We start from the raw sequence: 24,206 nt of genomic DNA on the forward strand, positions 1-24,206 counted from the left end.
AGCGATCTGCCGCTATGCTGCAGCGTTTGCGCAGCGCCAAAGTCTGCCGGGGGGATACTCCCCCCGGCGAGCTTTGCCCCTTAGGGGCTAGCTATCGCCACGGTTGTCATCCACAATAGCTGCGACTCTATTACAAAACAGCGGCGGCAAAGCACATTCAGTGATGGGGATAGGGTAAAAGCCGCCCCGCCAGAGTCCAGTGTCAATGCCCGGACAGGGAAAAGATTAAAAGGGAAAGGGGAAAGGGAACCTCAGAACTAAACTTAGGGGTGACGCCTTACCCAACCCTAAAGAATTTTCTTCTCCCCGACACTCCCACACTCTTACACCCTTACATCCATACCCCCCTAGTTTTTGTCAGAGAATACGCTTGTACTCTTGTTTGTAAAAGTTTGCTGTCGTCAACAGTGGAAATCGTTTAAGCTAACGGAAAGATTCTTTCATTCTTGGCAAAAAGGCGGTAGTGTGCCTAAACGGATTGGTTTGATTTCTCTTTTGGTTGTTTGTTGTGGTTTGTCCATACCTCAACCTACCAATGCACAAGCATTAGTACCTCATACACTGCAACTTGATGCGGCGAAGTTGGAGCAGCAGGGTTTAGGTTTGGCAAAGGAAGCAGCACAACTCGCGCAGTTTCAACAGTTTGAACTCGCTCTACCAAGAGCTCGCTTAGCATCACAACTGGCTCCTAAGAACGATAAAGTGTGGTTTCTCTTAGGTGGGTTGTATTTGCAAAGTAAAAAATTGGATGATAGTATTAACGCTCTGAAAAAAGCACAATCTCTCAATCCAAAAAATGGCGACGTTCAGTTTGCTTTGGGTTCGGCTTACTTTCAGCAGCAAAAGTACCAAGTAGCTGCGAGTTACTACCAGCAGGGTTTGAACTTAAAGCCCAATGATCCAGAGGGATTGTTTGATTTGGGCAATGCTTACTACATGCAGAATAAACTTCCAGACGCCCTCATCCAATATAAAAAAGCTGTTTCCTTTAACAAAAAATTCTGGCCCGCCATTAACAATGTTGGATTAATTTTGTATGAACAGGGTGATATCCAGGGCGCAATTAAGCAATGGCAAGACGCTGTTGGGATGGAGAAACAAGCCGCAGAACCCTTATTAGCATTGGCAGTAGCTTTATATGCCAAAGGCGATCAAAGACAAGCCCTAGCTATGGGACAAGCTGCAGTCCGCATTGATGAACGCTATGCTGATTTAGATTTTCTTAAACAAAATCTTTGGGGCACACGCTTGCTGTCTGATACGAAAAAATTCTTAGAATTACCTGGCATTCAAGCTGCTCTCCAGCAACGTGAAGAACCTTCAAATTCGACCACCAGGCAACGAATGACCCCTCAGTAAAGAAGGAGGGAAGGAGGGAAGGAGGGAAGGAAGAAAGCAGGGAAGAATATTTTCCCACACTTGTTCAGTTCCACACTCTCATACTCCCACACTCCCTCACTCTCCCCATGGCTACTTGCTGAAAATCTCATCTAATAGTACATATATATTATTCTATCAATGAAGCAGTAGCTCAATCGCAATCTATGTGTTGAGCTACTGTTCGAGGTATGTTCTTAAGAAAAGGACACTACTATGGAAATGTGCTAAATGCAGTTTACCGTGGGGAAAATATTCTTTTATGCCCCAAATGGTGTGTTCAGTTGTTCTGTTGAGGTAGCAGTGCCAAGATCTGGTCAACAAACTGTTGGTGGTCCACAATCGGCTTAGATATGTAGCCATCAGCACCACTTTGTTTGAGAAAGTTCTCGCGATCGCCTTCCATAGCGTGTGCTGTTACCAAAATAATAGGTAAAATAGCTGTTTGCGGATCGGATTTTAGCATTTGTGTAATTTTGATACCATCAACAGACTTACCTTGGTAAACACTTCTTGACAGAGAAACATCCATCAAGATAATGTCAACTTCTCCCGATTGGGCAATTTTGATAACTTCTTCTACATTTTCAGTATGTTTCACCTGCAAGCCACCTCGCTTAGTCAAGATTTTGGAAAAAACGCGAGCATTAATCAGATCATCTTCGACAATCAAAACAGTTTTCATGAGAATTTGACTTTTGTTTGTGCATCTTAACTAAAAGCACACAGGCTAGTGAACAGGACAATACCATCTAATTAAAACTTTGTGTGCTTTCTTTGAAATAATCAATATAAATCTTTGTCAACAAGGATAATACTACTGCTTTCTATCCTGTGACTATCAAGATTGTGTAATGAAGAGTATTTCATCCGTGATGCTGTGGTTGCTGCAGTCTTCGTTAACGGCAAATTCTGTGTAGTGGAAATTTAGGAAAAAAACTCATGGCAAAACAGTTAAACCTTCTCTGTGAGGGACAGGTCATTACCACAGCCTTGCATACCGAGATGCAACGGTCTTATCTCGAATATGCCATGAGTGTCATTGTTGGGCGAGCGTTACCAGATGTGCGAGATGGCTTAAAGCCAGTTCACCGACGCATTTTGTATGCCATGCACGAATTAGGGCTGACGCCGGATCGACCCTATCGTAAGTGCGCGCGTGTGGTGGGAGACGTGTTAGGTAAGTATCACCCTCACGGTGACCAAGCAGTTTATGATGCCTTAGTCAGGCTGGTACAGGACTTTTCCAGTCGCTATCCTTTACTAGCAGGACATGGTAATTTCGGGAGTGTGGATAATGACCCGCCTGCGGCGATGCGTTATACAGAAACGCGTCTTTCACCTATCAGCCACGAGGGAATGCTGACGGAAATTGGTGAAGAAACGGTGGATTTTATCGGTAACTTCGATAATTCCCAACAAGAACCAACCGTATTACCAGCACAGTTACCATTTCTCTTGCTCAATGGCAGTTCTGGTATTGCTGTGGGGATGGCGACGAATATTCCACCGCATAACTCAGGGGAAGTGATAGATGGGTTGATAGCATTAATCGATAACCCCGATTTAAGTAATGAAAAATTATTTGAGATCATTCCTGGACCAGATTTTCCCACTGGTGGTGAAATTGTAGGTAACGCTGGAATAAAAGAAGCGTACACCACAAGTCGAGGCAGTATTGTGCTGCGGGGAATTGCCCAAATTGAGGAAGTTGCGCAAAGTAAGGGAAACAAACGGCGGACAGCAATTGTGGTTACAGAATTGCCTTATCAGGTGAATAAGGCTGGTTGGATTGAGAAAGTCGCGGACTTAGTAAATCAAGGTCGGCTTCAAGGAATTGCAGATCTTCGCGATGAAAGCGATCGCCAGGGAATGCGCGTCGTGATTGAACTCAAACGCGATACCAATCCTCAAGAAGTTCTCCAGAATTTGTATCACCAAACCGCCTTGCAAAGCAACTTTGGGGCGATTCTCCTCGCCTTGGTGGATGGACAACCGCGTCAGTTGAGCTTGCGTCAACTGTTGCAGGAGTTTTTAAGTTTTCGGGAGCAAACACTGAACCGTCGCTACTCTCATGAATTGGATAAGGCTCAAACTCGGCTGCATTTGGTTGAAGGTTTACTCAAAGCACTATCTCACGTAGATGAGGTTGTAGAGATTTTACGAAGTGCTGCTGATGGGACTACAGCAAAAATGAGCTTGCAAAACCGACTGGATTTGAGTGAGGTGCAAGCGGATGCAATTTTGGCTATGCCATTGCGACGTTTAACGAATTTAGAACAGCAAAACTTACACAAGGAGTATGAGCAACTCAATGAGCAAATTCAGTTGTTGCGCACGTTGCTGGACGATAGACGAGAATTATTGAAGTCACTCAAAAAAGATTTGCGATCGCTCAAGCGCAAATACAATGATGATCGTCGGACTAGGATAGCACAGGAGCATACCAGCAGGGGAGATCTTGAAAACAAGAGCACCAGAGCACAGGAGGATATAGAAAATACAAAATCCAAACTTGAAAATCCTAAACTGGAAGCACCGTCAGAACAAGTCGTATTAGAGTTTACGCACAGGGGATATGTACGTCGCTCTCAACCTTCACCCCGAAAGGCGAGAACTGACAACGGTACATCCGATAATGATATCGTGCTCAAAAGTGTGTTAACTGACACAACAAAAGACTTGCTGGTACTCACCAGTGGGGGTAAGGTTTACCCAGTGAATGTAGCGGATATCCCTCCCAGCAGTGGACGTTCTGCACGGGGAACACCATTGATTACCTTGCTCTCAAATTCTGCTCAGCAGGACGCTCAAGAAGGTGTGATTAACCGCTTTGTATTACCAGATGATCCAGAAAATAGTGAGATTGTTCTTTTGACTAAGCAAGGAAGAATCAAGCGTTTGTCCTTGACAGAATTGACTAACCTCACTCGTCGTGGAATAACTATCTTGAAACTCAAAGACGACGATGAATTGTTATCCACTTCACTCACCACTGGAAGGGAACATTTGGTTTTAGCAAGTTCGGGTGGGCGAGTCTTGAAGTTTGAGGTTAATGAGAATCAATTCCCGATTATGGGTCGCGCTGCGATGGGTCTGCAAGGTTTACGCGTGCGCCAGCAAGAAGAAATGGTTGGTTGTGTGACTTCAAACACAAAGGAAAACCTGTTACTGGTAACTCAACTGGGATACGCTAAGCGCATTCCTGTAAGTGGTTTGCGGGCGGCGAATCGGGGTGATATCGGAACTCAAACCTTTAAATTCAGCAACAAGACTGACATTTTAGCAGGAATTGTACGAGCGATCGCAGGTGCTGAGGTGGCTGTAGTTACCAATCACCAACGGCTGGTACGCCTTGGAGTGGAAACAGTTCCAATCTTGGGTAAAGATAGCCCTGGTGAAAGTATTCTTCAACTTAGTCGTGAAGAAAAAATCATTTCTGTGATTGAACTACACTCGTAATGCTCAGTCTACAACTCTGGTCTAGGGATACTATGCTGATCATTGCTGGGTAATTGCTAGGCAGTGCCCATCCCAATACCGTTCGGTTAAGAAATTTACTCGTTGATGCAGGCTGGGGCAGCTGGGGGAGTCAAGAGGCAGGGGGCAAAGAACTAATTGTCCAATAATTCTTTCCTCCCCTGCAACCCAAGCGCTTATCCGAACTATATTGGTGCCCACTCTACAAATACTTTCACTTAACCGTAAGTACTAGCGTAAGTTAAGCTGTGCTCGCTTAGCCTCAGTTACGGAGTCGCGCTATAAAACAAGTAGTCAGAAGTGTAATTGACTCGCTTTTGGGTGCCTACACTCTTGTTTTGACATCCTTGAACGGGGGGTTTGCCACCCACAGTATTCACCCGTTGGATGTATGTTGTCTTACTTAATATGCCATTACCCTGCTGAGATTTGGCTTGAAGCAGTAACCAAGGAATTGCATTGGGGTTGGGTGAATCAAAGATTGCTTTGACCTGACCTACGACTTTACTACCATCCTTTGCCTCCCAAGTAGGACCTGCGTAGTGCTTGATATTGTTCTTACCTTGTGCGTCAAACAGTTTAGCCTCGGGTGCTACAAACGTCCACTCAAATTGGTTGGGGTTACCGGATTTCGCTTTGCATTGATAAATTTGTACTCCTGTAGCCCTCTCCCCAAACTGTAATACTTGATTTGGCGGTACCTTTAAGTTGTTAGGAAGCTGAGGCGGCGCAATTGTCCTCTGTTGTGGCGTTTGAGCCACACTAACCTGTGCAATCAGTAATGGAAGTAGTAGGAAGCATATCTGTTTGCACTTCATTTTTAGTTTCATCATACCTCTTCAAAAAAGGGAAATACCAATTACCTTGAAGAGATTTACTTCACAGAAAGTAAAAAATAAATCGAAAAATTGCAATAAATTTATGGCAAATGTGACACAACTTCTCAAAAATTGTTATATTAGTTTACATAAGGTAACAAACCTTAAATAATTTAGTTTGGAGTGCCAGTTATGACTAACGCAACAAAAACCACTACCCCTGTAATTGATGACCGTAATTCTTGGCGTTGGGGTTTCACACCTCAAGCAGAAGTTTGGAACGGTCGCTTGGCGATGATTGGCTTTTTAGCAGCTGCTCTTATTGAGCTATTCTCTGGTCAAGGTTTCCTACACTTCTGGGGCATTCTGTAACTTTTCAGGTTACAGACCGCCTCGCAATAAATAAATATATACATACATAAACAAAGAACCTGGAAGTATTAATACTTCCAGGTTTTTCGCAAGCAGAATTAGCCTGTCTTCGGGTTAGTCTCAAAACAGCATTAGTTTGACAGGTATTTGTTTTTTCTCAATCATGAGTCATTTGTCTAAAATCAATGACTCATGACATAATGACTAATAACTAACGGATGTACTCTTTTAAAACGCTGTTACGATTTGGGTGACGTAACTTGCGTAGCGCTTTTGCCTCAATTTGACGAATTCGCTCACGAGTCACATTGAAAATTTGTCCAATTTCTTCTAAAGTCTTCATACGACCGTCATCTAAGCCATAACGCAATCTGAGAACATCTCTTTCACGGGGGCTAAGACTGTCGAGGACTTTTTCCAGGTCTTCTCGCAGCAGGTTTTTAGAAACTTGGTCTTCTGGTGTTTCACCATCAGACTCAATAAAATCGCCAAGTCGAGAATCTTCTTCTTTACCAATGGGCGTTTCTAGTGAAATAGGCAATTGTGCGGATTTAGCAATAAACCGCAGTTTCTCAATTGTCATTTCCATTCTCGTAGCAATTTCTTCTTCCGTGGGTTTGCGACCCATTTCTTGAGAAAGCAGCTTGGTTGTTTTCTTGATGCGGGAAATCGTTTCGTAGAGGTGAACCGGAAGGCGGATAGTACGGGATTGATCGGCGATCGCACGGGTTATCGCCTGACGAATCCACCATGTGGCGTATGTAGAAAACTTATATCCTTTCTCGTGGTCAAACTTTTCTGCCGCGCGAATCAAACCAAGACTACCTTCTTGAATCAAGTCTTGGAAAGACAAGCCTCGATTCATATACTTCTTAGCAATTGAAACGACAAGACGCAGGTTTGATTGCACCATCTTATCTTTCGCTCTACGACCAATATGTAGCCGATAACGAAATTGTGGCATGGGTATGTGTACTGCTTCTGCCCACTCGCTGTCGTAAGGCTCACGAGCTAACTGTAGCGAAAGTTTTTCCCGCGCGCGCTCTAATTCCAGTAAATCGGCAATCTTGCGTGCCAATTCAATTTCTTCGTCTGCACGCAACAAGCGAATCCGACCTATTTCTTGCAAGTAAAGCCTGATCGAATCTTCGGTGTAATGCTTTTTCTTGCTTTGAGATCGACGACGCCCCTTAGCGGCTTTTCCAGACTTTAAGTCGTCCTCATCAGACTGAGGCTCTAAAAATTCATCGAGTTCGCCTTCATCGCCCGTCAGCAAGTCCTCTTCGTCGTCAATTAAGAGTTCTTCTAACTCAATCTCAGGCTGATTCATTATTTCCAGATCATCAGGCTGATATATATTTTCGAGTACGTTGTTAGCCTGGTTCATGCCGCGTTCCTCATGCTCCTTGCAGAATCAATTACTTAAGATGTGCTTACTACTCTTAAGGTGAACTATTTCCCAACACAAAAGAGGGCTTTTGGCAACTTTGCCTAAGATAAATTTAGAATTTACTACACCTTCACGACAGAGTTACTCCTGGAGAGAAAGTCTGGTTGAAGGTAAATTCTTATCTTTAGTCAACGCCATGTGTGTTGCCGAGCAACATCACCTTTTACTAATTAGTCTAAATAAAGACTTTGGACTACTAAAAACAATTACCACTCCATACAAATGAATATGACTGTTGGGAGATTCTTTTGTAAAGACTGTTCCGATTGTAGCCTGTTTCACAGAAATTGAACTGTTTTTGTGTCCTAATCATGAAACTATTGAACAATCTAAATACTGTTCTATCAAAAGTAAGACATTGATAAAGACACCATACTTTTGTATTTTCTCCAAAACTTTTTGGAATTGCAGGGGTACTTTCATTTCAATTTCGTGTCAATACACCTGGTTCATATCTCGATCAATCTATTACTTAGAACATTCTTTACTCAGAAAAAGCATACTTTTTAGCAAATGAAATCAGAAAAGATGCTTACAGCCATTTTTACATTTCCTTTACAAGCTACTGAGTGGAGTTAAGTTAGCCAAGCGACAAGCATGTCATACACAACCTGTCTAAGGTGGCTTTGTGTTTTCTTCCATTAGGCGTACTGTAGGCACCATGAATACAACAAATAGAGTAACTGTGGTGTTTTTGGTGGTCACTTAACTTTGTTCTGCCAATCACTTTAACTCAGGAGTTAAGACTTTGGCAGCATCAGTTAGCTCGAAAAGGAATGTGGACTGAGCCAATCCGCTCTTAATCACACGTTAACGCACTGTTGAAACTTCAACCTTATGAATCTTGACAAACTCTTCTTATTGTATACAAGGATAATTTTAATCAATTAAAAAAGGATTTGACAGTTAAGACTATCGATAATAACCTATTTCATGCCCAATTTCATAAGACGGGTACGAAATATACCATAGCCTGCTATCAAGTACATTAAGAAACATTTATCACCAGACTACCGTACAGATGAGCATGAATTGTTGGATAACTCTAGTTAATGGTACTAATCCCTTTTTGGTTAACTTAGAGGTCTCCAAATGTGGGAAAAAAGTAGACAGCGGCTTAAGAGAAGGCTAATAATTTAAACTATATTCTGGTTGCTCGTTTTAAGAATAGATTGCTCTAACCAGTACTTCAAGTTAACAACATATAGACAGATATGCAGAGTATAGAGTCACGATAGTATGTTATTTTTGATACTCTTCCAAAGAAAATGAAAGATTATTTAAGTGGTTTTTCATAAATAATTTTTATATGTGTTAGGAGTAACCTTAAATATCTTATATCTTAAGTCGGTAGTCGGTACTTTTTGGTCATGATCCGTTCTAACTAACGTGTCCTCTGAACATAGGCAAACCTGTGAGGGCGGGTTTGCCAGTGACAGTTCACTGATTTAATTAGAGCCAAGACTTGCTGGAAATTTTGGAGGTAGAATAACCTTGTCTACTATGTGAACTACGCCGTTACTAGCTGGAATATCTGCTTGAATGACTTTAGCACCGTTTACGATAACTGTACTGGTCGTAGTGTCAACCAATACTATCACAGGAGAACCTTCAACTGTTTTAACTTGTCCAGACGTCAGTTGGCTAGAGGTCACTTGTCCTGGTAGAACGTGATAGCTCACAAGTTTGATCAATTGTTGCTTGTTTTCTGGTTTGAGAAGCTTTTCAATTGTACCCTTTGGTAAAGCAGCAAAAGCAGCATTCGTTGGAGCAAAGACTGTGTAGGGTCCAAGTTCTGCCATTTGTTGAGTTAAACCAGCAGCTTGCACTGCCCGTGTTAGCGTTGTAAAAGAAGCCTGAGTGGATGCTAACTGTGCCAGTTCTGCTAGGTTTTTGCTTGCTGTTGGGGTAGTAGGAGTTTGGGCAATTGGAGGAGCAGATGTAGGAAGATTTGCTGGAGTTGCCGCAGTCTGAGGAGCGGTTGTATGATCTACACTAGGTTGACCACAAGCAGATAAAGCAACCAGACTACCCGCACTCATAAGGGTAAACAATGCTTTTCTAAAAATGCTTTTGCTTGCTTTCATACTCATATCTCTTCTTATAAGTATTGTTCCATTAAATTTAGAAAATTTAACAAAAGTTAATAAAGTAACTGATAGTTAGTTGCGTTTATATATCTTAGCCTCTCGACCTTGTTTCTCTTGTGCCGACAACTAATATGCCAGTTGCGAGGGCAGCTGTGCCGACTTGTAGACGCTCTGCGCGCGCTGATACAGCGAGCAGTTCGCAGCCCTTGTTTACCTCAGAAAAAAAATAAGGACTGCGAATGACAAAGAGTCCAGCAGGGTGCAGGAGGGGAGCCACTGCACAGGTGAAGCGCACTGCGGTGAGACAGTACCGATGCCCTAAAGGGTATCCCAACTTGTTGGAAAAGCATTTGTGCAGGACTCAGCATGTGGCGTTTTCTCACTCTCACAGTGACGAACGTTTCCGTTGGGCTTTCCTTCGGCTAAAGTGTGGCATTTTTCTCCTACTAGTAGTCCACTACATCAACTTTGAGGGGTAGATGAGGTGAAAAAATTCTTACTCTCCCCCTGCTTCCCCGACTTCCCCAGCTTGCCTTAACCCCGTAATTTTGGGTTGATCGAGCACTAGGCGACTGGCGTCGCCAAAAACCATAAGGAAAAGATAGGTAATCTTGTACCGAGAGACGAGTAGTCAGCAAATTCACAGACAATTAGATATCCAAATCGGTCAAATTGAGTTTAGAACCGTAAGTTTCAATGAATTCGCGACGGGGTGCAACGCGATCGCCCATCAAAATCGTGAAAATGCGATCAGCCTCGGCGGCGTCCTCAATTTCCACTTGCTTAAAAGTACGAGTTTCTGGGTTCATTGTAGTTGTCCAGAGTTGTTCTGGCATCATTTCACCCAAACCTTTGAAGCGTTGGATGGTGTAATTGGCGTTATCGGGAAACTCAGCCAGACGCTGTTGCAGCTCACGCTCACTATAGCAATAGTAATGATTACGTCCCCGTTCTACTTTGAACAGTGGCGGACAAGCAATGAAAATATGACCCTGCTCAATCAGCGCCCTCTGATACCGATAGAAGAAAGTTAACAACAAAGTCCGGATGTGCGCTCCATCTACGTCAGCGTCAGTCATGATAACTATACGGTGATAGCGCAGTTGGGATGCGTCGAATTCTTCGCCCTTAACTCCTAAACCGAGTGCTGTAATTAACGCCTGAATTTCAGTATTTTTATAGATTTTGGCGTCGTCAGTTTTCTCAATATTCAGGATTTTACCGCGTAGGGGGAGAATTGCTTGGAATCGGCGATCGCGTCCTTGTTTTGCACTTCCGCCTGCAGAGTCCCCTTCCACGATATAGATTTCCGACTCCTTAGGATCCCTAGTACTGCAATCTGCTAATTTACCTGGTAATGGTGAAGATTCCAGAACTGATTTGCGACGCACTAATTCCCGCGCATGTCGAGCGGCTTCTGCGGCTTTGAAAGCTTGGATAGCTTTATCTAAAATAGAATCAGCGACACTAGGATGAAATTCCAGGTACTCGGTAAGAACTTCTCCGACAAACGAATCTACAATTCCCCGAACTTCTGTATTACCTAATTTAGTTTTGGTTTGTCCTTCAAATTCCGGTTCTGGGACTTTCACAGAAATCACACCCGTCAAACCTTCACGGACGTGTTCTCCACTGAGGTTGGGTTCATTTTCTTTGATTTTGTTACGCTTGCGGGCAACATTATTCAAGGTACGAGTTAAAACTGCCTTTAAACCTTCTAAATGTGTACCACCGTCCACCGTGCGAATATTATTGGCAAAGCCTAGTACATTGTCTGTATAAGCATCAGTACACCACTGCAAAGCAACTTCTACTTGAACATTGTTGCGTTCTCCCTGCACAAAAATAACTTCTTCATGCAGTGGTTGCTTATCACTGTTCATATAGGTAATATATTCCCGAATACCACCTTTGTATTCGTAGGTTTCTACCTTAGGTGTATCACTTTTAAGCAGTTCGAGACGGTTATCAGTAAAAGTAATTTTGACTCCAGCATTGAGGTATGCTAATTCCCGCAAGCGGCTTGCTATAGTCGTGTAATCAAATTCAGTGACGGTTGTGAAGATTTGGGAGTCGGGTTTGAAGGTGACAGAAGTTCCAGTACGGTTTTCCTTGTAGGACTTCGCTATCAGTTCTGTAACAGGAACACCCCGTTCGTAGCGCTGAGTATGAACCATTTTGTCTCGCCAAACGGTAATTTCCACCGACTCGGACAGGGCGTTCACCACGGAAACACCAACTCCGTGTAATCCTCCAGAAACTTTGTAGCCACCGCTGCCAAATTTTCCCCCGGCGTGTAGTACTGTTAACACAGTTTCCAATGCTGATTTCCCCGTTTGGGGGTGAATATCTGTAGGGATACCCCGACCATCATCTACAACGGTTACAGAACCATCAGAGTTGAGATCCACCTCCACATGAGTGCAGTAACCCGCCAAAGCTTCATCTACTGAGTTGTCCACCACCTCGTAAACTAAATGATGGAGTCCTCGCGGGCCTGTGGAACCTATGTACATTCCCGGTCTTTTGCGGACGGGTTCCAGACCTTCCAGAACTTGAATCTGAGCGGCACTGTAACTGCTCGTCATGTAAACTCTCCTGTTAATTGGGGGTAAAATCGCCTAATGGTTGAAAATATCAAAAGACTCAAAAATTCTAGCACAAAAGCCTTGCTGGCGACTTTAGGGCAATTTGAAGAGAAGTTTATGAGGGGACTGTACCTAATTAGTTATCAGTTATCAGTTGTCAGTGTTTACTCTTCATTGACTAATGACTAAATTAATTGTGATTTGTGGCGCGACGGCGACGGGTAAGTCGGGATTAGCATTGGATTTGGCGATGCGGCTTGACTCAGTCATTCTGAGTGCAGACTCTCGTCAGGTTTATCGGGAATTTAATATTGGTACGGCGAAACCTACAGAAGCTGAACAAAACTTAGTACCGCACTATCTTATAGATATCTGCAACCCGACAAACACTATGACAGTTGCAGACTATCAAGATCAAGCACAGGCGTTAATTGCTTCTCGTCCTCATCCCCTCCTGCTGGTTGGTGGGACTGGTTTATACATACGCTCCATCACACAGGGTTTGATAATTCCCAGGGTTGCACCGCACAAGGAATTGCGATCGCAACTGGAATCTTTGGGTCAAAGGCTATTGTACGATATGTTGCAACAAGTTGACTCGATTGCAGCACAAAAAATTCATCCAAACGACTCAGTCCGGACTTTAAGGGCATTGGAGGTATTCTACGTCACTGGTCGCCCAATTTCCGATCAACAAGGAGAAAATCCCCCAAATTATCCGATTTTGCAAATTGGTTTGGACTGTGACTCTGCTCACCTTACCCAACGCATCGCACAGCGTACACAGAAGATGATTGCAGATGGTTTAGTCGCGGAGGTGAAATACCTTTGCCAGAAATATGGAACTGACTTACCTTTGCTGAATACTTTAGGATATCAGGAAATCAAACAACATTTGGCAGGAGATATTTCTTTGGAGGAAGCGAAACAATTAACTGTTTTGCACACAAGGCAATTTGCCAAGCGCCAACGGACTTGGTTTAGAGCATATCCTCAAATTGAGTGGTTTGATGTAGAGAGTCCTGATTTATTGGATAAAGTTTGGCAGCGGTTGCAAGAGTTCATCGCCAACTGTAGTTGAGAGTAACCGACGAACTCATAAATAGAAACTTATACCTGAGCACTTTCCTTTTGATAATGAAATTAGAACAATGAACAATACAATTGTCATCTTATTCTTTCTTTCTCTCTTGCTCAATCTTTTCTTTTTGTTGCTAGTGACTGTATTTCTGGCCAGAAGAGGAGGAGTTTCATATTTGTCGCAAAAAATACTTCCCAGCAAGTCTGCTCAAAATAATTACTCAGTTTATTATCTACATAAAAAAAGCCAGTTTGAAATCCTGCCCAAATCAGACTCCGGAATCATTTTCTTGGGAGATAGTTTAACTGATGAAGGCGAATGGGGAGAATTGCTGGAAAATCCGAATCTAAAAAATCGTGGTATTAGCGCTGACACGACAGATTCTGTTTTAAATCGTCTAAACGCTGTTGTGGCATCTAAACCAAAAAAACTTTTCTTAATGATAGGCATCAATGACTTTATCAATGCTCACAAATCTGTCGAACAGACATTAACTGGATACCAGCACCTTTTAACAGAATTGCGAAATCAAACGCCAAACACAAAAGTCTTTATTCAAAGTGTTTTACCAGTCAACAATCAAGTGACTCGCTATTGGCAAGATAATAAGAACATCTTGCAATTGAATTTGCAGTTGAAAGAAGTGGCAAAAGAGTTTTCTTATGAGTACATAGATGTTTTCTCTCATTTATCCGATTCGCAGAATCAATTAGATGCTCGATACACACAAGATGGACTGCATTTAAATGGTCAAGGATATTTAATGTGGAAGCAAGCTATTGAAAAATATGTGAAAGAATAATTAGTCCTTGATAATTTTTTGGTTGAGGCGTTTCATGAAACCTCTCTAAAGACTATCAGGATCAATACCCATAGCTCGTAATTTTTCTGCAAGTAATTGAGCACGTTGTTCTGCTTGTGAAGCACGCTTATCCCCAGTTTGTACAACGATACCATCTTTGTAACACCAACGTAACCAAACATCTTGCCTACCTTCAAATTCTCCTTGCCAGAGAGTTAAATCTAAGCCAACTTGCTCTAGGGTGTCAGATCAGAATAGACAATATTGTTCTTGACTCCCGTTTCAGGTGCAATTCTTGTAACAATATGTTTATAGGGAGTCGGCAAAGTAGTTCTCTCCCTTGGAAAAACCACCTATGCTTACCCAAGATAAACAACAACGCAACTGGAAACCCATCGTCAAGCAATTTGAGGCTGTCGTTGGTAAAAATGGCGTAGTACAACGCCGCGAGGAACTCATCACATACGAGTGCGATGGACTGACTAGCTATCGCGAACGTCCAGCTGTGGTGGTGTTACCGAGGACGACAGAACAAGTTGCAGAGGTTGTGAAAATATGCGATCGCCACTCCATCCCCTTCATTGCACGCGGTTCTGGTACGGGTTTATCTGGTGGGGCGTTGCCAGTCGAGAATTGCGTCTTGATTGTCACTTCTTTAATGCGACAAATACTTAAAGTTGATTTAGAAAATCAGCAAGTTATTGTTCAGCCAGGAGTGATTAACAGTTGGGTAACACAAACTGTGAGTGGTGCTGGTTTTTACTACGCTCCTGACCCTTCCAGCCAAATCATTTGCTCAATTGGTGGTAATGTCGCAGAAAACTCTGGTGGCGTACATTGTTTAAAATACGGTGTCACAACCAACCACGTTTTGGGATTGAAACTTGTCCTTCCTGATGGTTCGATTGTTGATGTGGGGGGACAAATTCCTGAAATGCCTGGTTATGACTTAACAGGTTTGTTTGTTGGTTCTGAAGGAACGCTAGGAATTGCTACAGAAATTACGCTGCGAATTCTCAAAACTGCTGAATCAATTTGCGTACTTTTGGCAGACTTTACGAGTATTGAAGCAGCAGGTGTTAGTGTTTCTGATATCATCAGCGCGGGGATTATTCCTGGTGGTATGGAAATTATGGATAATCTCAGCATTAATGCCGTTGAAGATGTGGTGGCAACAAATTGTTATCCCCGCGATTCTGGTGGTATCTTATTAGTAGAAATTGACGGTTTGGCAGTAGAAGTTGCGGCAAATAAACAGCGGATTGCAGAAATTTGCCAAAAGAATGGTGCACGAAATATCACAATAGCTAGTGACCCAGAACAGCGCTTAAGATTGTGGAAAGGAAGAAAAGCCGCTTTTGCTGCTGCAGGTCACGTCAGTCCAGATTATTATGTACAAGATGGTGTCATTCCTCGCACTCAGTTACCGTATGTACTAGAACAAATTGAAGCATTAAGTCAAAAATCTGGGTATCGCATTGCTAACGTATTTCATGCTGGAGATGGGAATCTTCACCCATTGATTCTGTACGATAATTCCATTCCTGGCGAATTAGAAAAGGTGGAAGAAGTCGGCGGGGAAATTCTCAAGCTATGCGTGAAAGTTGGTGGTAGTATTTCTGGTGAACATGGTATTGGTGCAGACAAAAAATGTTATATGCCAGAAATGTTCACTGCCACTGATTTAGAAACTATGCAATGGGTACGGCAAGTTTTTAATCCCAAAGGTTTGGCAAATCCAGGTAAGATTTTCCCGACACCGCGCACTTGTGGTGAGGCTGCAAACGCTACGGGTGAGATTGCTAAAAAGTTTGAGGGTGTGGAAAAATTTTAGCTTATACCAAATGACGCTCCCACGGCTATGAAAACATCGCGCTGTCGCCGCCTGGGGCGCGGCTACGCCTAACGTTTTCACTTAAAGCCGTGGGATTCTCCCTTCATCCAGTAGACAATTTTGAATTTTACAGCAATCCTAGATAAGTCGTGAACAAAAAAACGTAGACGCGAAGCGGCTTCCCGCAGGGTAGCGCAAAGGGCGCATAGACGCAAAGCGGCTTCGGTGCAGGGTAGGGCGCAAAGAAAAGAAAGAGAAGACGAGGAGGGTGTTCACATCCTATTTAGGAAGGGTGTAGATTTTGGATTGATCCGATGGATTCATCCAGGGCTTGGGAATTTTGGATTTTGGATTACTGACACTCCTGATGTTGTTGCTTTAAGACTGTAACAGCAAATAACTCAAGACATCCTAAACCATTTTTCTTACAAGCTCTAACTGATGATAAAAGTTACTATTACTCAAATTTGTACATATAGCTTGATAGGGTTAACATCTTTTTTTGCTGTGTTAAGTACAAATACGCAGGTTTTGACCCAGACAGTAAAAAGCTCCAATATTCCACAAAAATCTCTTCCCTCTGATTTAATTTGGCCCACTCAGGGAATAATTTCTCAGGGTTTTCGCAAATATCAACATGAAGGAATTGATATCGCAGGAGCAACTGGTACTCCTATTGTTGCTGCTGCATCCGGTACAGTGGTCAAAGCAGGTTGGAACGAATGGGGATTAGGGAATGTCGTAGTTCTTGAGCATCCCGATGGGACTGTTACAGTTTACGGTCATAATAGCCGCTTTTTGGTGAAACAGGGTCAACAGGTCAGCCAAGGACAAGTTATTGCAGAAATGGGAACGACAGGTAATAGTACGGCACCTCACCTACACTTTGAGGTGCGTAAAAATCATCGTTTTGCTGTTGACCCCTTGACGACATTACCATCTTTGATTGCAGGAAAAATTCCACAACAGCAGACTGCAACTCAAGCAAAAGCAAATCACGAAATCAACCAAGTCTCTGGTACACAGACACCACAGGAAGTTTCATCTTGGCAACCAATTCCAGTGCCTGTTGGATCTCAGATGGCTGATACTAAATGCAATGGCACTACAGTAATCGAAGGCGAAACAGCAAATCTTTCTGTGAAAGTCTGTCAGGAAAATGGTCAGTTGTTTTATATTGGGCAATTAAAGCGAGACTCAACCCACCCTGTACGCCTTCCTGCTAGGAGTGTTGGCAGTTCTCAGTATCGAGCAGACAATGGTAGTTTTTCCTATATTGTTAGTTCTGACAAAGTAGAAGTTTGGCAAAATGGTCAGCAAGTACGTTCTGATACTTTTTCCTTTTCAAAGCAGTTTGGGCAATAAGGTAAGATTTTCTATTCTTGTAAATACTACAGATACATTTGCTCTTTTGGGGCAATGCTGCTTTGGAGTCGGCTCGCCAGAGGCTATGATGCACAGCCACCACCATAATCTTTGATTTGGTGGTCTTGAATTAGTGACGGTACACACGCTCCCACTAATTAATTTTGAATTTTGAATTTTGAATTTTGAATTTGAGCGGAGCGAGTGACGCTTTACTCACGGCATTGTTCCAGACTTTTGTGACAAAAATTATATTTTCTTAATTATGCTACCAGTGAAAATCCTTTACGATAAAGCGTAGTCTAAGTTACATTAGACAGACTCACCAAAAAACGAAGTAAAACTCTGCATTTGTGAATTTTCCAGTATTAAGGAGCTGACTGTGGAATATCTTGCTTATTCTTTGATGGATAGTGCCTACGCAGAGGCGACTAAAGATACAGAATTCAGTCTTCCAGAATTGAAACTGCCAGAATTGAAACTGAGATTCAACTGGAACAGAAATTTCAAATCTGTGTGGTTAAGTTTCGCGCTCATGGGTACGTTGTTAGCGATTTTAGCTCAAGCTCAAACAGCTTCAGCCACATACAACGGTCCAGGAAACAAATATTATGTTCAGACAAAAGGCAGTGATCTCTTAGTTCGTAAAGGTCCTAGCTCATCCACTGCCGTTGTTGCATCTTACCGTAATGGCTCACGACTTCCACGAGTCGTAGCATATAAAAATGGATTTGCAAAGCTATCCAATGGTTATTACGTTGGTGCTAATTGGATTAGCAACAAACCTGGCAAAGGCAACACCGGTGGTCCTGGTGTTGGTGGTCCTTACACTTTGAGTTTAGGTTCTCAAGGTTCTGCTGTAGCAAGACTACAAGAAACTTTAGGACTCACACCTACCGCATATTATGGTCAAATCACAGCAGATGCGGTCAAAAACTATCAGCGAAGAAATGGTTTACTTGTAGATGGAGTCGCTGGACCACAAACCTTATCTGGTTTGGGAGTGTATTAATTACAGTATTTTTTGTAAGGCAGGCATTACTCACTAATATCTCACAATGTCCATTAGATGGCTTTTCTGAGCGATGCCCATCTTACCATTTGTGGTCTATTTATATGAAACCGCTGTAAAAAAGGATTTTTAGGCTCACAGACTTTGTATGCAACAAAGCTGTTAGCAACACATATTTTTCTTGGTCAATATTTCCCTGTCTGTTTGAGTCAAGCGGACAGGGATTTTGTTTTTGAAAAATTCACTTTAATTTCCAATTTCGTTCTAGACTCTGTCACAATTTATATAGACCAGTAAAGTTCTACCTAGACAAAATCTACGGAAGAGCACAACAAAACTTCTACACTCACCAAACGACTTTCAGCACAAAGGAGAAGATTGTGGAATATCTTGCTTATTCTCTGATGGATAGTTCATATGCAGCGGTAACTGCAGATAGCGAATACCATCTTCCTGAATTTAAACTCACTATTCCAGGGCAAAAATATTTGAAATCTACATGGTTAAGTTTCGCACTAATCACTACCTTATTGGCAATTTTCGCCCAATCCCAACCAGCAACAGCCGCCTACTACGGTCCTGGTAGATACTCTGTGAGAACTAACGGTAGCTGTCTTAATATACGTACAGGTCCTAGTACCTCCTATCGCGCTGCCAAATGTGACTCCAATGGTTCACCATTGCCAAGAGTTGTAGCATATAAGCGTGGATTTGCTCGGTTGTCTACAGGTAATTACGTTTCTGCTAAGTGGATTGACACCCGCGCTAAGAAAGAATATACTCTTCGCCGTGTTCCAACACAAGACACTTATAATAATGGGATTGGCGGTAGCATCACTCTTAGAAAAGGTTCCCAAGGTGATGCGGTGGCAGAACTTCAAAGAAGTTTGGGCAATGTTTCAGTCACTGGATACTATGGTTCGTTAACTCAAAGAGCAGTTAGGAACTTTCAGGCAAGAAACGGCTTACGTCCAGATGGAGTCGCGGGACCTGAAACTCTTAGTTATCTTGGGTTCGGGAACATTAGCCGCAGACCATCTTTAGATTATCCTCTGTATCCTAACGATGGTTTTGGTGCTAGAGGCTACTCTCCGTATTATAACGACAGCTATAGCCGTAACATAACTTTAAGAAGAGGCTCCAGAGGTGAAGCTGTGGCAGAACTTCAAAGAGCTTTGGCTAATGTTCCAGTCACTGGATATTACGATTCTTCAACACAAAGAGCAGTCAGAAACTTCCAGGCAAGTCTTGGTCTTCGTCCAGATGGAGTAGCCAGATCAGAAACTCTAAGTTATCTGGGAGTGGGTAATGTTAGCATAAGACGATATTATCCTGGAAATTCTGGAAATTATAGCTATTCTGGGTATTCTGGGTATTCTGGTATTAGTGTTGGTGGTCCTTAATTGCCAAAATGCTCTTGAAGTGAGGCTGATGTTTCTGGGGAAAGCTGCAAGTAATTTTGCACAATTTGTAAAATTCGCTTTGCTGCATGACCATCGCCAAAGGGATTAATCGCGTTTGCCATTGCTTCATAAGCAGTAGAATCAGAAAGCAATTGGGCTGCAGTCGCAAAAATGTTCTCGCTTTGAGTTCCCACTAGTTTAGCTGTACCCGCAGTGACTGCTTCAGGTCTTTCTGTTGTTTCTCTCAAAACCAAAACTGGTTTTCCAACACTGGGTGCTTCTTCCTGTAAACCGCCAGAGTCGGTAAGTAAAAGGTGCGATCGCATAATCGCTCCCACTAATTCAGCATAATCTAAAGGTTCTGTTAAAAAGACACGCGGATGGTTTCCCAATAGTGTTTGCAACGGTTCTCGCACTATCGGATTACGGTGCAATGGCAGTAGCAAAGCTGTATCACCGAACTTATCCAGTAACTGTAAAAATCCTTGAGCTATATCATGCAGTGGTTCTCCCCAATTTTCACGGCGGTGAACTGTTGCCAGCAGGACACGATATTTTTCCCATTCCAATCCAGGTATATCACAAACAGGAACAGTTGCAGCTACAGTTAACAGCGCATCAATCACTGTGTTACCCGTCAGGTGAATTTCGCCCAAAACACCAGAACGTTCTAGATTTTCCACGGCTATTGGCGTTGGCGCAAAGTGCAATTGAGTTAGTTGAGAAATCAGCCGCCGATTAGCTTCTTCCGGATAAGGATTAAATAAGTCATCCGTCCTTAACCCAGCTTCTACATGTCCTACAGGGATTTTTTGATAGAATGCAGCCAAAGTTGCGGCAAATGCCGTAGTCGTATCTCCCTGCACTAGGACTAAATCTGGCTTACTTTCTTGGAATAATCCTTCCAAACCTTGTAAACTGCGGCAGGTGATATCACTCAGAGATTGCTTTGGTTGCATAATCTCCAAATCATGAGTCGCTTTGAGGTTGAACAGCCGCATCACTTGCTCAACCATCTCGCGATGCTGTCCTGTCAAAATAACAGATGTGTTCAGACTTGAGGAATTTTGGAAAACCTGAATGACTGGAGCTAGTTTGATTGCTTCCGGACGAGTACCCAATATAATGTAAATTTGCTTTTTTGTCATTAGTCAATTGTCATTAGTCAATTGTCACTAGTCAATAGTCATGAGTCAATAGCTATCATCCGGAAATGACAAAGGACAAAAAAGGCATGAAAAAACCCGGCTGAACCGGGCGGATGTACTGTTTGTCGAATTGAGCAGTGATAGTTAGTGTTTAATTTCACAAGTTAATGGGCAAGAAGCATAAACGGCGATCGTTTGCATATTCTCTGTTTCTCCATGCAGCCAGCTCAACCATTTGATTTCGCTTGGATGAACTCCTTTAAGAGTCAGGGCTGCAGCAGCCATTACAACTGCCATCACATTAAACATAATTAAACCACCTGCAACAAGCAAAACCGCACTAACAGGCATCACTGATTGTAAAACAACTGACAACAGACATCCGACCGTAGCCATCAAGACAACCAAAGGAAAACCGACAACCAGCAAGCATACTGCCAATGTAAAAGTCCATATTAAGAAACTTTTCATCATTAACAAAGAGTGTGTCTTACTTAAATTAGATGTTTGAGACAAAGCCATGACTTTTTCCCTTAAATACAAAATCAACAAAACAAAGATTCAGGTTGAGAAATCTCTAACTCATCAATGAGCGGGATCAACTATTAAAGATTCAGTATATAAAAACCTATTCATAAGATGAGCGTTTTTTTAATAAACTTTACACTTAATTTTTTGCAATTATGTGAAGAAATTTAATCCTTAGTTTGAGACAAAGCCTGTTGTTGACATCTATCTTTAGGCATATCAACTAAAAAGTAATGATTTTAAAGGTTTTTTGAAATTCAATTACTTTTAGCGTGCTTAACATTTCTTATCAAAGCAAGGAAAGTTCCTCATAATTCGTAAATGGTCTTGAATAAATTAGTAAATTGGTGATCCCCTGCCAGGTGGTTTGTCGTGTATGCAAATGACAAGAGTTTTGAATTTGTTTACAAAAGTCAAAATTTCCTTCTAGAAATGTCAGCAACTCCCAGTGAAATAGCAAAAATTGTTCCTTAAAGAATACAAGTATTGAGAATTATGAATTATAAATATTAAGACTATTTAATATCCCTAAAGGGATATATTGTTAATTCTGAATTGATCATTATGGTCGCATAACGTGCCGGTAAGCCATATTTGAAATTCCCCCGTATGCACGAAACACACGCAATCATGCGTATGCCTATGGCTTGTGGGCACGCCCTCAGGCGCAATTCGTAATTCCTGCGTAGGAGGCACGGCACGCTTTGCAGAGTGTAGAGCACACAGACCGCAGTCATACAAAGCAGCGTGTCCCGCAGAAACTTAAGTTTAGCGTCTCTTAAGGAGAAGGGAGTGACACGCCCTTGACATCCGACAAACCACTTTTACCTCCACTGTTTAAAGGCATTGCGCTGTTTACACCTGGAGGAGATTTAATTTACTGTATCGACCCTAGTAAGCAAGGTCGATGGCATTTACATTTGTGCGTTAGTTTGCAGGAAATTCTGGATTTACCAGAACCACCTCATTTTCTAGTACCTTGCTACACCGCGACTATAGACCATTGGTTAAATCCACGCACTCAACAGATACAAACTTTCGCTGAGGCTTATCCGGCAGTTATGCGACATCAAGCCGTTCTTAACGCTATTTTTGGGACAGGGGAGTTAGCATGGCAATCTGCACCTTGGCAGGAGGGCTTGTGCGATCACTTAGTATTGACAACATATCGCTCTACATTTCCTCAGCTTTGGGAAGACCACGACTTAGTTGTGCGGCTTGACCTTTGGGATGCAAATCCTTCATACTATGAACCAACAACGTCCGCGCAACAACCCGAACCAAAAACAAAAGGTTATGTTCTGCGCCTGTTTGTTGCCGGACACAGTAGCGCAACACAACGCATTTTAGAGAATTTACATGAACTACTAGAAAAAAATCTTGGCAACCCTTACACACTAAAAGTAATTGACGTTTTAACGAATCCAGAACAAGCAGAATCCAATCAAGTTTCTGCGACTCCTACCCTCGTCAAAGTTTGGCCTCATCCTGTTCGACGCATTGTTGGAGATTTGGATAATGTGGAGAAAATTTTACAGATGCTGGCTGGTCAGGAAAATTCATAAATCAAGTAAAAAGAAATTATTTCTTTTTACTTGATTCTTTTTACTTGTAAGAACGGCTCACTTCTTCTAACTGCCTGATCTCATCGTCGCTCAATCTCCAACCCAAAGCACCTGCATTCTGTCGTACCTGTTCCGCTGTTTTCGCCCCAGCAATAGGAATAACGTTTCCTTGAGCGATTAACCACCTCAAGGCAACTTGGGCAGGAGTACGCCCGTGTTTTTCTCCAATCTGGCGTAGCAAAGATATCACAGGCTCTATTTTCTGCAAGCCTTCTTTACTAAAACGGGAGTCTATCCTTCTGCCATCTTTGAGATTATTAGCACTATCAGCAGTGTACTTACCAGTCAGTAAGCCTTGAGCCAGAGGACTATATGCCAAGATTGTCACACCTAATTCACTGGCAGTTTTGAAAATACCATTGGTTTCAATTTGGCGAGTCAGTAAAGAGTAACGAACTTGATTCACTGCCAAAGGTACACCACGGGCTGCTAGTATTTGGTGTGCTTCCCGCATTTGATCTGCTGAGTAATTACTGACACCGATCGCCTCAATTCTCCCCCGCTTCACCTCATCAGCCAAAGCATTCATCAAGGTTTCTTGACTCATAAAAAACGCAAAAGGCCAATGCACCTGATAGAGAGGAACTCGCCCTAATTGTAGACGTTTGAGACTATCTGTCAGAGCATCAGCAACAGACTGACCGAAAATTCGCCAAGGAAAAGGACCATACTTGGTTGCAATTTGTACCTGTTGGTCGGTTTTCTTTAAGAATTGTCCCAAAAATTCCTCTGAAACTCCCAATCCATAAACTTCAGCGGTATCAAAGAAGGTGACACCAACTTCTAAAGCTGCACTAAAAGCTGCTTGCAATTGATCTGCACCGTAGTTATTGCCATAATTCCAAAAGAGCTTATCACCCCATGCCCAAGTCCCAATGCAAAGGGGTGTAACGGCTGGACCATTTTGTCCGAGTGTGATGGTTTCCACGTTTTCAAAATTACATTTCTTTACATTTCTTTACTTTTCAGTGTATTGCAAAATTTATCTCAAAATATCTCTCAGAATGTAGACACGGCTAAAACCTGATTAAAGCAACTACGCTTAATCGTCGTGTCCAGCTTCAGGATTAGACCTACGTTATCGGCAAGTGTTTAAGTTCTTACCTTGGAGTGCTCGCCAGCTCCAAGCTCTAAAACTTTTGAGTTAAAACTTGCAAAGGGTTTATTAAAGCTAGTGCTGAAAGGATAGTGAGGCACTCCTCGGCGCTTAGTTAAGCGACAGTCACGGAAGTG

The 24,206-nt window shown here is 42.5% G+C and carries 18 protein-coding genes and 1 pseudogene; 10 read left to right on the top strand and 9 right to left on the bottom strand.

Annotated features, from left to right (window positions below; genetic code table 11):
* Positions 1-465 precede the first annotated feature (465 nt).
* Positions 466-1,359 (top strand): tetratricopeptide repeat protein, encoded by an 894-nt coding sequence (locus tag DP114_RS00580; protein WP_171978079.1) that lies wholly within the window; start codon positions 466-468, stop codon positions 1,357-1,359.
* A gap of 298 nt (positions 1,360-1,657) precedes the next feature.
* On the opposite strand, the gene DP114_RS00585 is transcribed toward DP114_RS00580, so the two are convergent.
* A complete protein-coding gene (locus DP114_RS00585) occupies positions 1,658-2,062 on the bottom strand; it encodes a response regulator (RefSeq protein WP_169263923.1) in 405 nt (134 codons plus the stop codon).
* Between the two features lie 257 nt (positions 2,063-2,319).
* On the opposite strand from DP114_RS00585, the gene gyrA reads away from it, so the two are divergent.
* Positions 2,320-4,839 carry a DNA gyrase subunit A gene (gene gyrA, locus DP114_RS00590; RefSeq protein WP_169263924.1) on the top strand — a complete coding sequence of 840 codons (2,520 nt, stop codon included), beginning with the start codon at positions 2,320-2,322 and terminating at the stop codon, positions 4,837-4,839.
* A 284-nt stretch (positions 4,840-5,123) separates the two neighbouring features.
* Here gyrA and DP114_RS00595 read toward each other — a convergent pair whose 3' ends face one another.
* Positions 5,124-5,690, bottom strand: a complete 567-nt coding sequence (locus DP114_RS00595; protein WP_171975178.1) for a DUF3455 domain-containing protein — start codon at positions 5,688-5,690, stop codon at positions 5,124-5,126.
* A 177-nt stretch (positions 5,691-5,867) separates the two neighbouring features.
* Between DP114_RS00595 and DP114_RS00600 the strand changes: the two genes are divergently transcribed.
* Positions 5,868-6,047: a chlorophyll a/b-binding protein gene (locus tag DP114_RS00600; RefSeq protein WP_169263925.1), complete on the top strand. Its 180-nt coding sequence runs from the start codon at positions 5,868-5,870 to the stop codon at positions 6,045-6,047.
* 211 nt (positions 6,048-6,258) lie between these two features.
* Here the strand turns inward: DP114_RS00600 and rpoD are convergent, their stop codons facing one another.
* From rpoD to gyrB, 3 genes are all read right to left on the bottom strand, one after another.
* A complete protein-coding gene (rpoD, locus tag DP114_RS00605; protein WP_169263926.1) occupies positions 6,259-7,434 on the bottom strand; it encodes an RNA polymerase sigma factor RpoD in 1,176 nt (391 codons plus the stop codon).
* A gap of 1,511 nt (positions 7,435-8,945) precedes the next feature.
* Positions 8,946-9,584, bottom strand: a complete 639-nt coding sequence (locus DP114_RS00610; RefSeq protein ID WP_171975179.1) for a fasciclin domain-containing protein — start codon at positions 9,582-9,584, stop codon at positions 8,946-8,948.
* A 653-nt stretch (positions 9,585-10,237) separates the two neighbouring features.
* Complete coding sequence (gene gyrB / locus DP114_RS00615) at positions 10,238-12,175, bottom strand: DNA topoisomerase (ATP-hydrolyzing) subunit B (protein WP_171975180.1); 1,938 nt, start codon at positions 12,173-12,175, stop codon at positions 10,238-10,240.
* A gap of 181 nt (positions 12,176-12,356) precedes the next feature.
* On the opposite strand from gyrB, the gene miaA reads away from it, so the two are divergent.
* Together miaA and DP114_RS00625 are read left to right on the top strand one after the other, a co-directional pair.
* Positions 12,357-13,256 (top strand): tRNA (adenosine(37)-N6)-dimethylallyltransferase MiaA, encoded by a 900-nt coding sequence (miaA, locus tag DP114_RS00620; RefSeq protein WP_171975181.1) that lies wholly within the window; start codon positions 12,357-12,359, stop codon positions 13,254-13,256.
* A gap of 70 nt (positions 13,257-13,326) precedes the next feature.
* Complete coding sequence (locus DP114_RS00625; protein ID WP_171975182.1) at positions 13,327-14,058, top strand: GDSL-type esterase/lipase family protein; 732 nt, start codon at positions 13,327-13,329, stop codon at positions 14,056-14,058.
* Positions 14,059-14,103: 45 nt separating this feature from the next.
* Here DP114_RS00625 and DP114_RS34610 read toward each other — a convergent pair.
* Positions 14,104-14,298: pseudogene (locus DP114_RS34610) on the bottom strand (Uma2 family endonuclease); the annotation flags it as partial.
* Between the two features lie 115 nt (positions 14,299-14,413).
* Here DP114_RS34610 and glcD point away from each other — a divergent pair.
* The 4 genes from glcD (at position 14,414) to DP114_RS34615 (ending at position 19,672) form a co-directional block, all read left to right on the top strand.
* Positions 14,414-15,892 (top strand): glycolate oxidase subunit GlcD, encoded by a 1,479-nt coding sequence (gene glcD, locus DP114_RS00630; RefSeq protein WP_169263931.1) that lies wholly within the window; start codon positions 14,414-14,416, stop codon positions 15,890-15,892.
* Between the two features lie 441 nt (positions 15,893-16,333).
* The gene (locus DP114_RS00635; RefSeq protein ID WP_171975183.1) at positions 16,334-17,257 is read left to right on the top strand and encodes a M23 family metallopeptidase; all 924 of its coding nucleotides are present in this window, start codon (positions 16,334-16,336) and stop codon (positions 17,255-17,257) included.
* A 382-nt stretch (positions 17,258-17,639) separates the two neighbouring features.
* Positions 17,640-18,269 carry a peptidoglycan-binding domain-containing protein gene (locus tag DP114_RS00640; RefSeq protein WP_169263932.1) on the top strand — a complete coding sequence of 210 codons (630 nt, stop codon included), beginning with the start codon at positions 17,640-17,642 and terminating at the stop codon, positions 18,267-18,269.
* 380 nt (positions 18,270-18,649) lie between these two features.
* Complete coding sequence (locus DP114_RS34615; protein ID WP_246162992.1) at positions 18,650-19,672, top strand: peptidoglycan-binding domain-containing protein; 1,023 nt, start codon at positions 18,650-18,652, stop codon at positions 19,670-19,672.
* Here DP114_RS34615 and wecB read toward each other — a convergent pair.
* Positions 19,669-20,820, bottom strand: coding sequence for a non-hydrolyzing UDP-N-acetylglucosamine 2-epimerase (wecB, locus tag DP114_RS00655; protein ID WP_169263933.1), 1,152 nt, complete (start codon positions 20,818-20,820; stop codon positions 19,669-19,671). The genes DP114_RS34615 and wecB overlap by 4 nt on opposite strands.
* A 144-nt stretch (positions 20,821-20,964) precedes the next feature.
* Positions 20,965-21,342 carry a hypothetical protein gene (locus DP114_RS00660; protein ID WP_171975184.1) on the bottom strand — a complete coding sequence of 126 codons (378 nt, stop codon included), beginning with the start codon at positions 21,340-21,342 and terminating at the stop codon, positions 20,965-20,967.
* An 809-nt stretch (positions 21,343-22,151) separates the two neighbouring features.
* Here DP114_RS00660 and DP114_RS00665 point away from each other — a divergent pair.
* Positions 22,152-22,913 carry a circadian clock KaiB family protein gene (locus tag DP114_RS00665; RefSeq protein ID WP_169263935.1) on the top strand — a complete coding sequence of 254 codons (762 nt, stop codon included), beginning with the start codon at positions 22,152-22,154 and terminating at the stop codon, positions 22,911-22,913.
* Positions 22,914-22,953: 40 nt separating this feature from the next.
* On the opposite strand, the gene DP114_RS00670 is transcribed toward DP114_RS00665, so the two are convergent.
* Positions 22,954-23,901 (bottom strand): aldo/keto reductase, encoded by a 948-nt coding sequence (locus DP114_RS00670; protein ID WP_169263936.1) that lies wholly within the window; start codon positions 23,899-23,901, stop codon positions 22,954-22,956.
* Positions 23,902-24,206: the final 305 nt, after the last annotated feature.

Source organism: Brasilonema sennae CENA114 (assembly GCF_006968745.1).
Taxonomy (GTDB): Bacteria; Cyanobacteriota; Cyanobacteriia; order Cyanobacteriales; family Nostocaceae; genus Brasilonema; species Brasilonema sennae.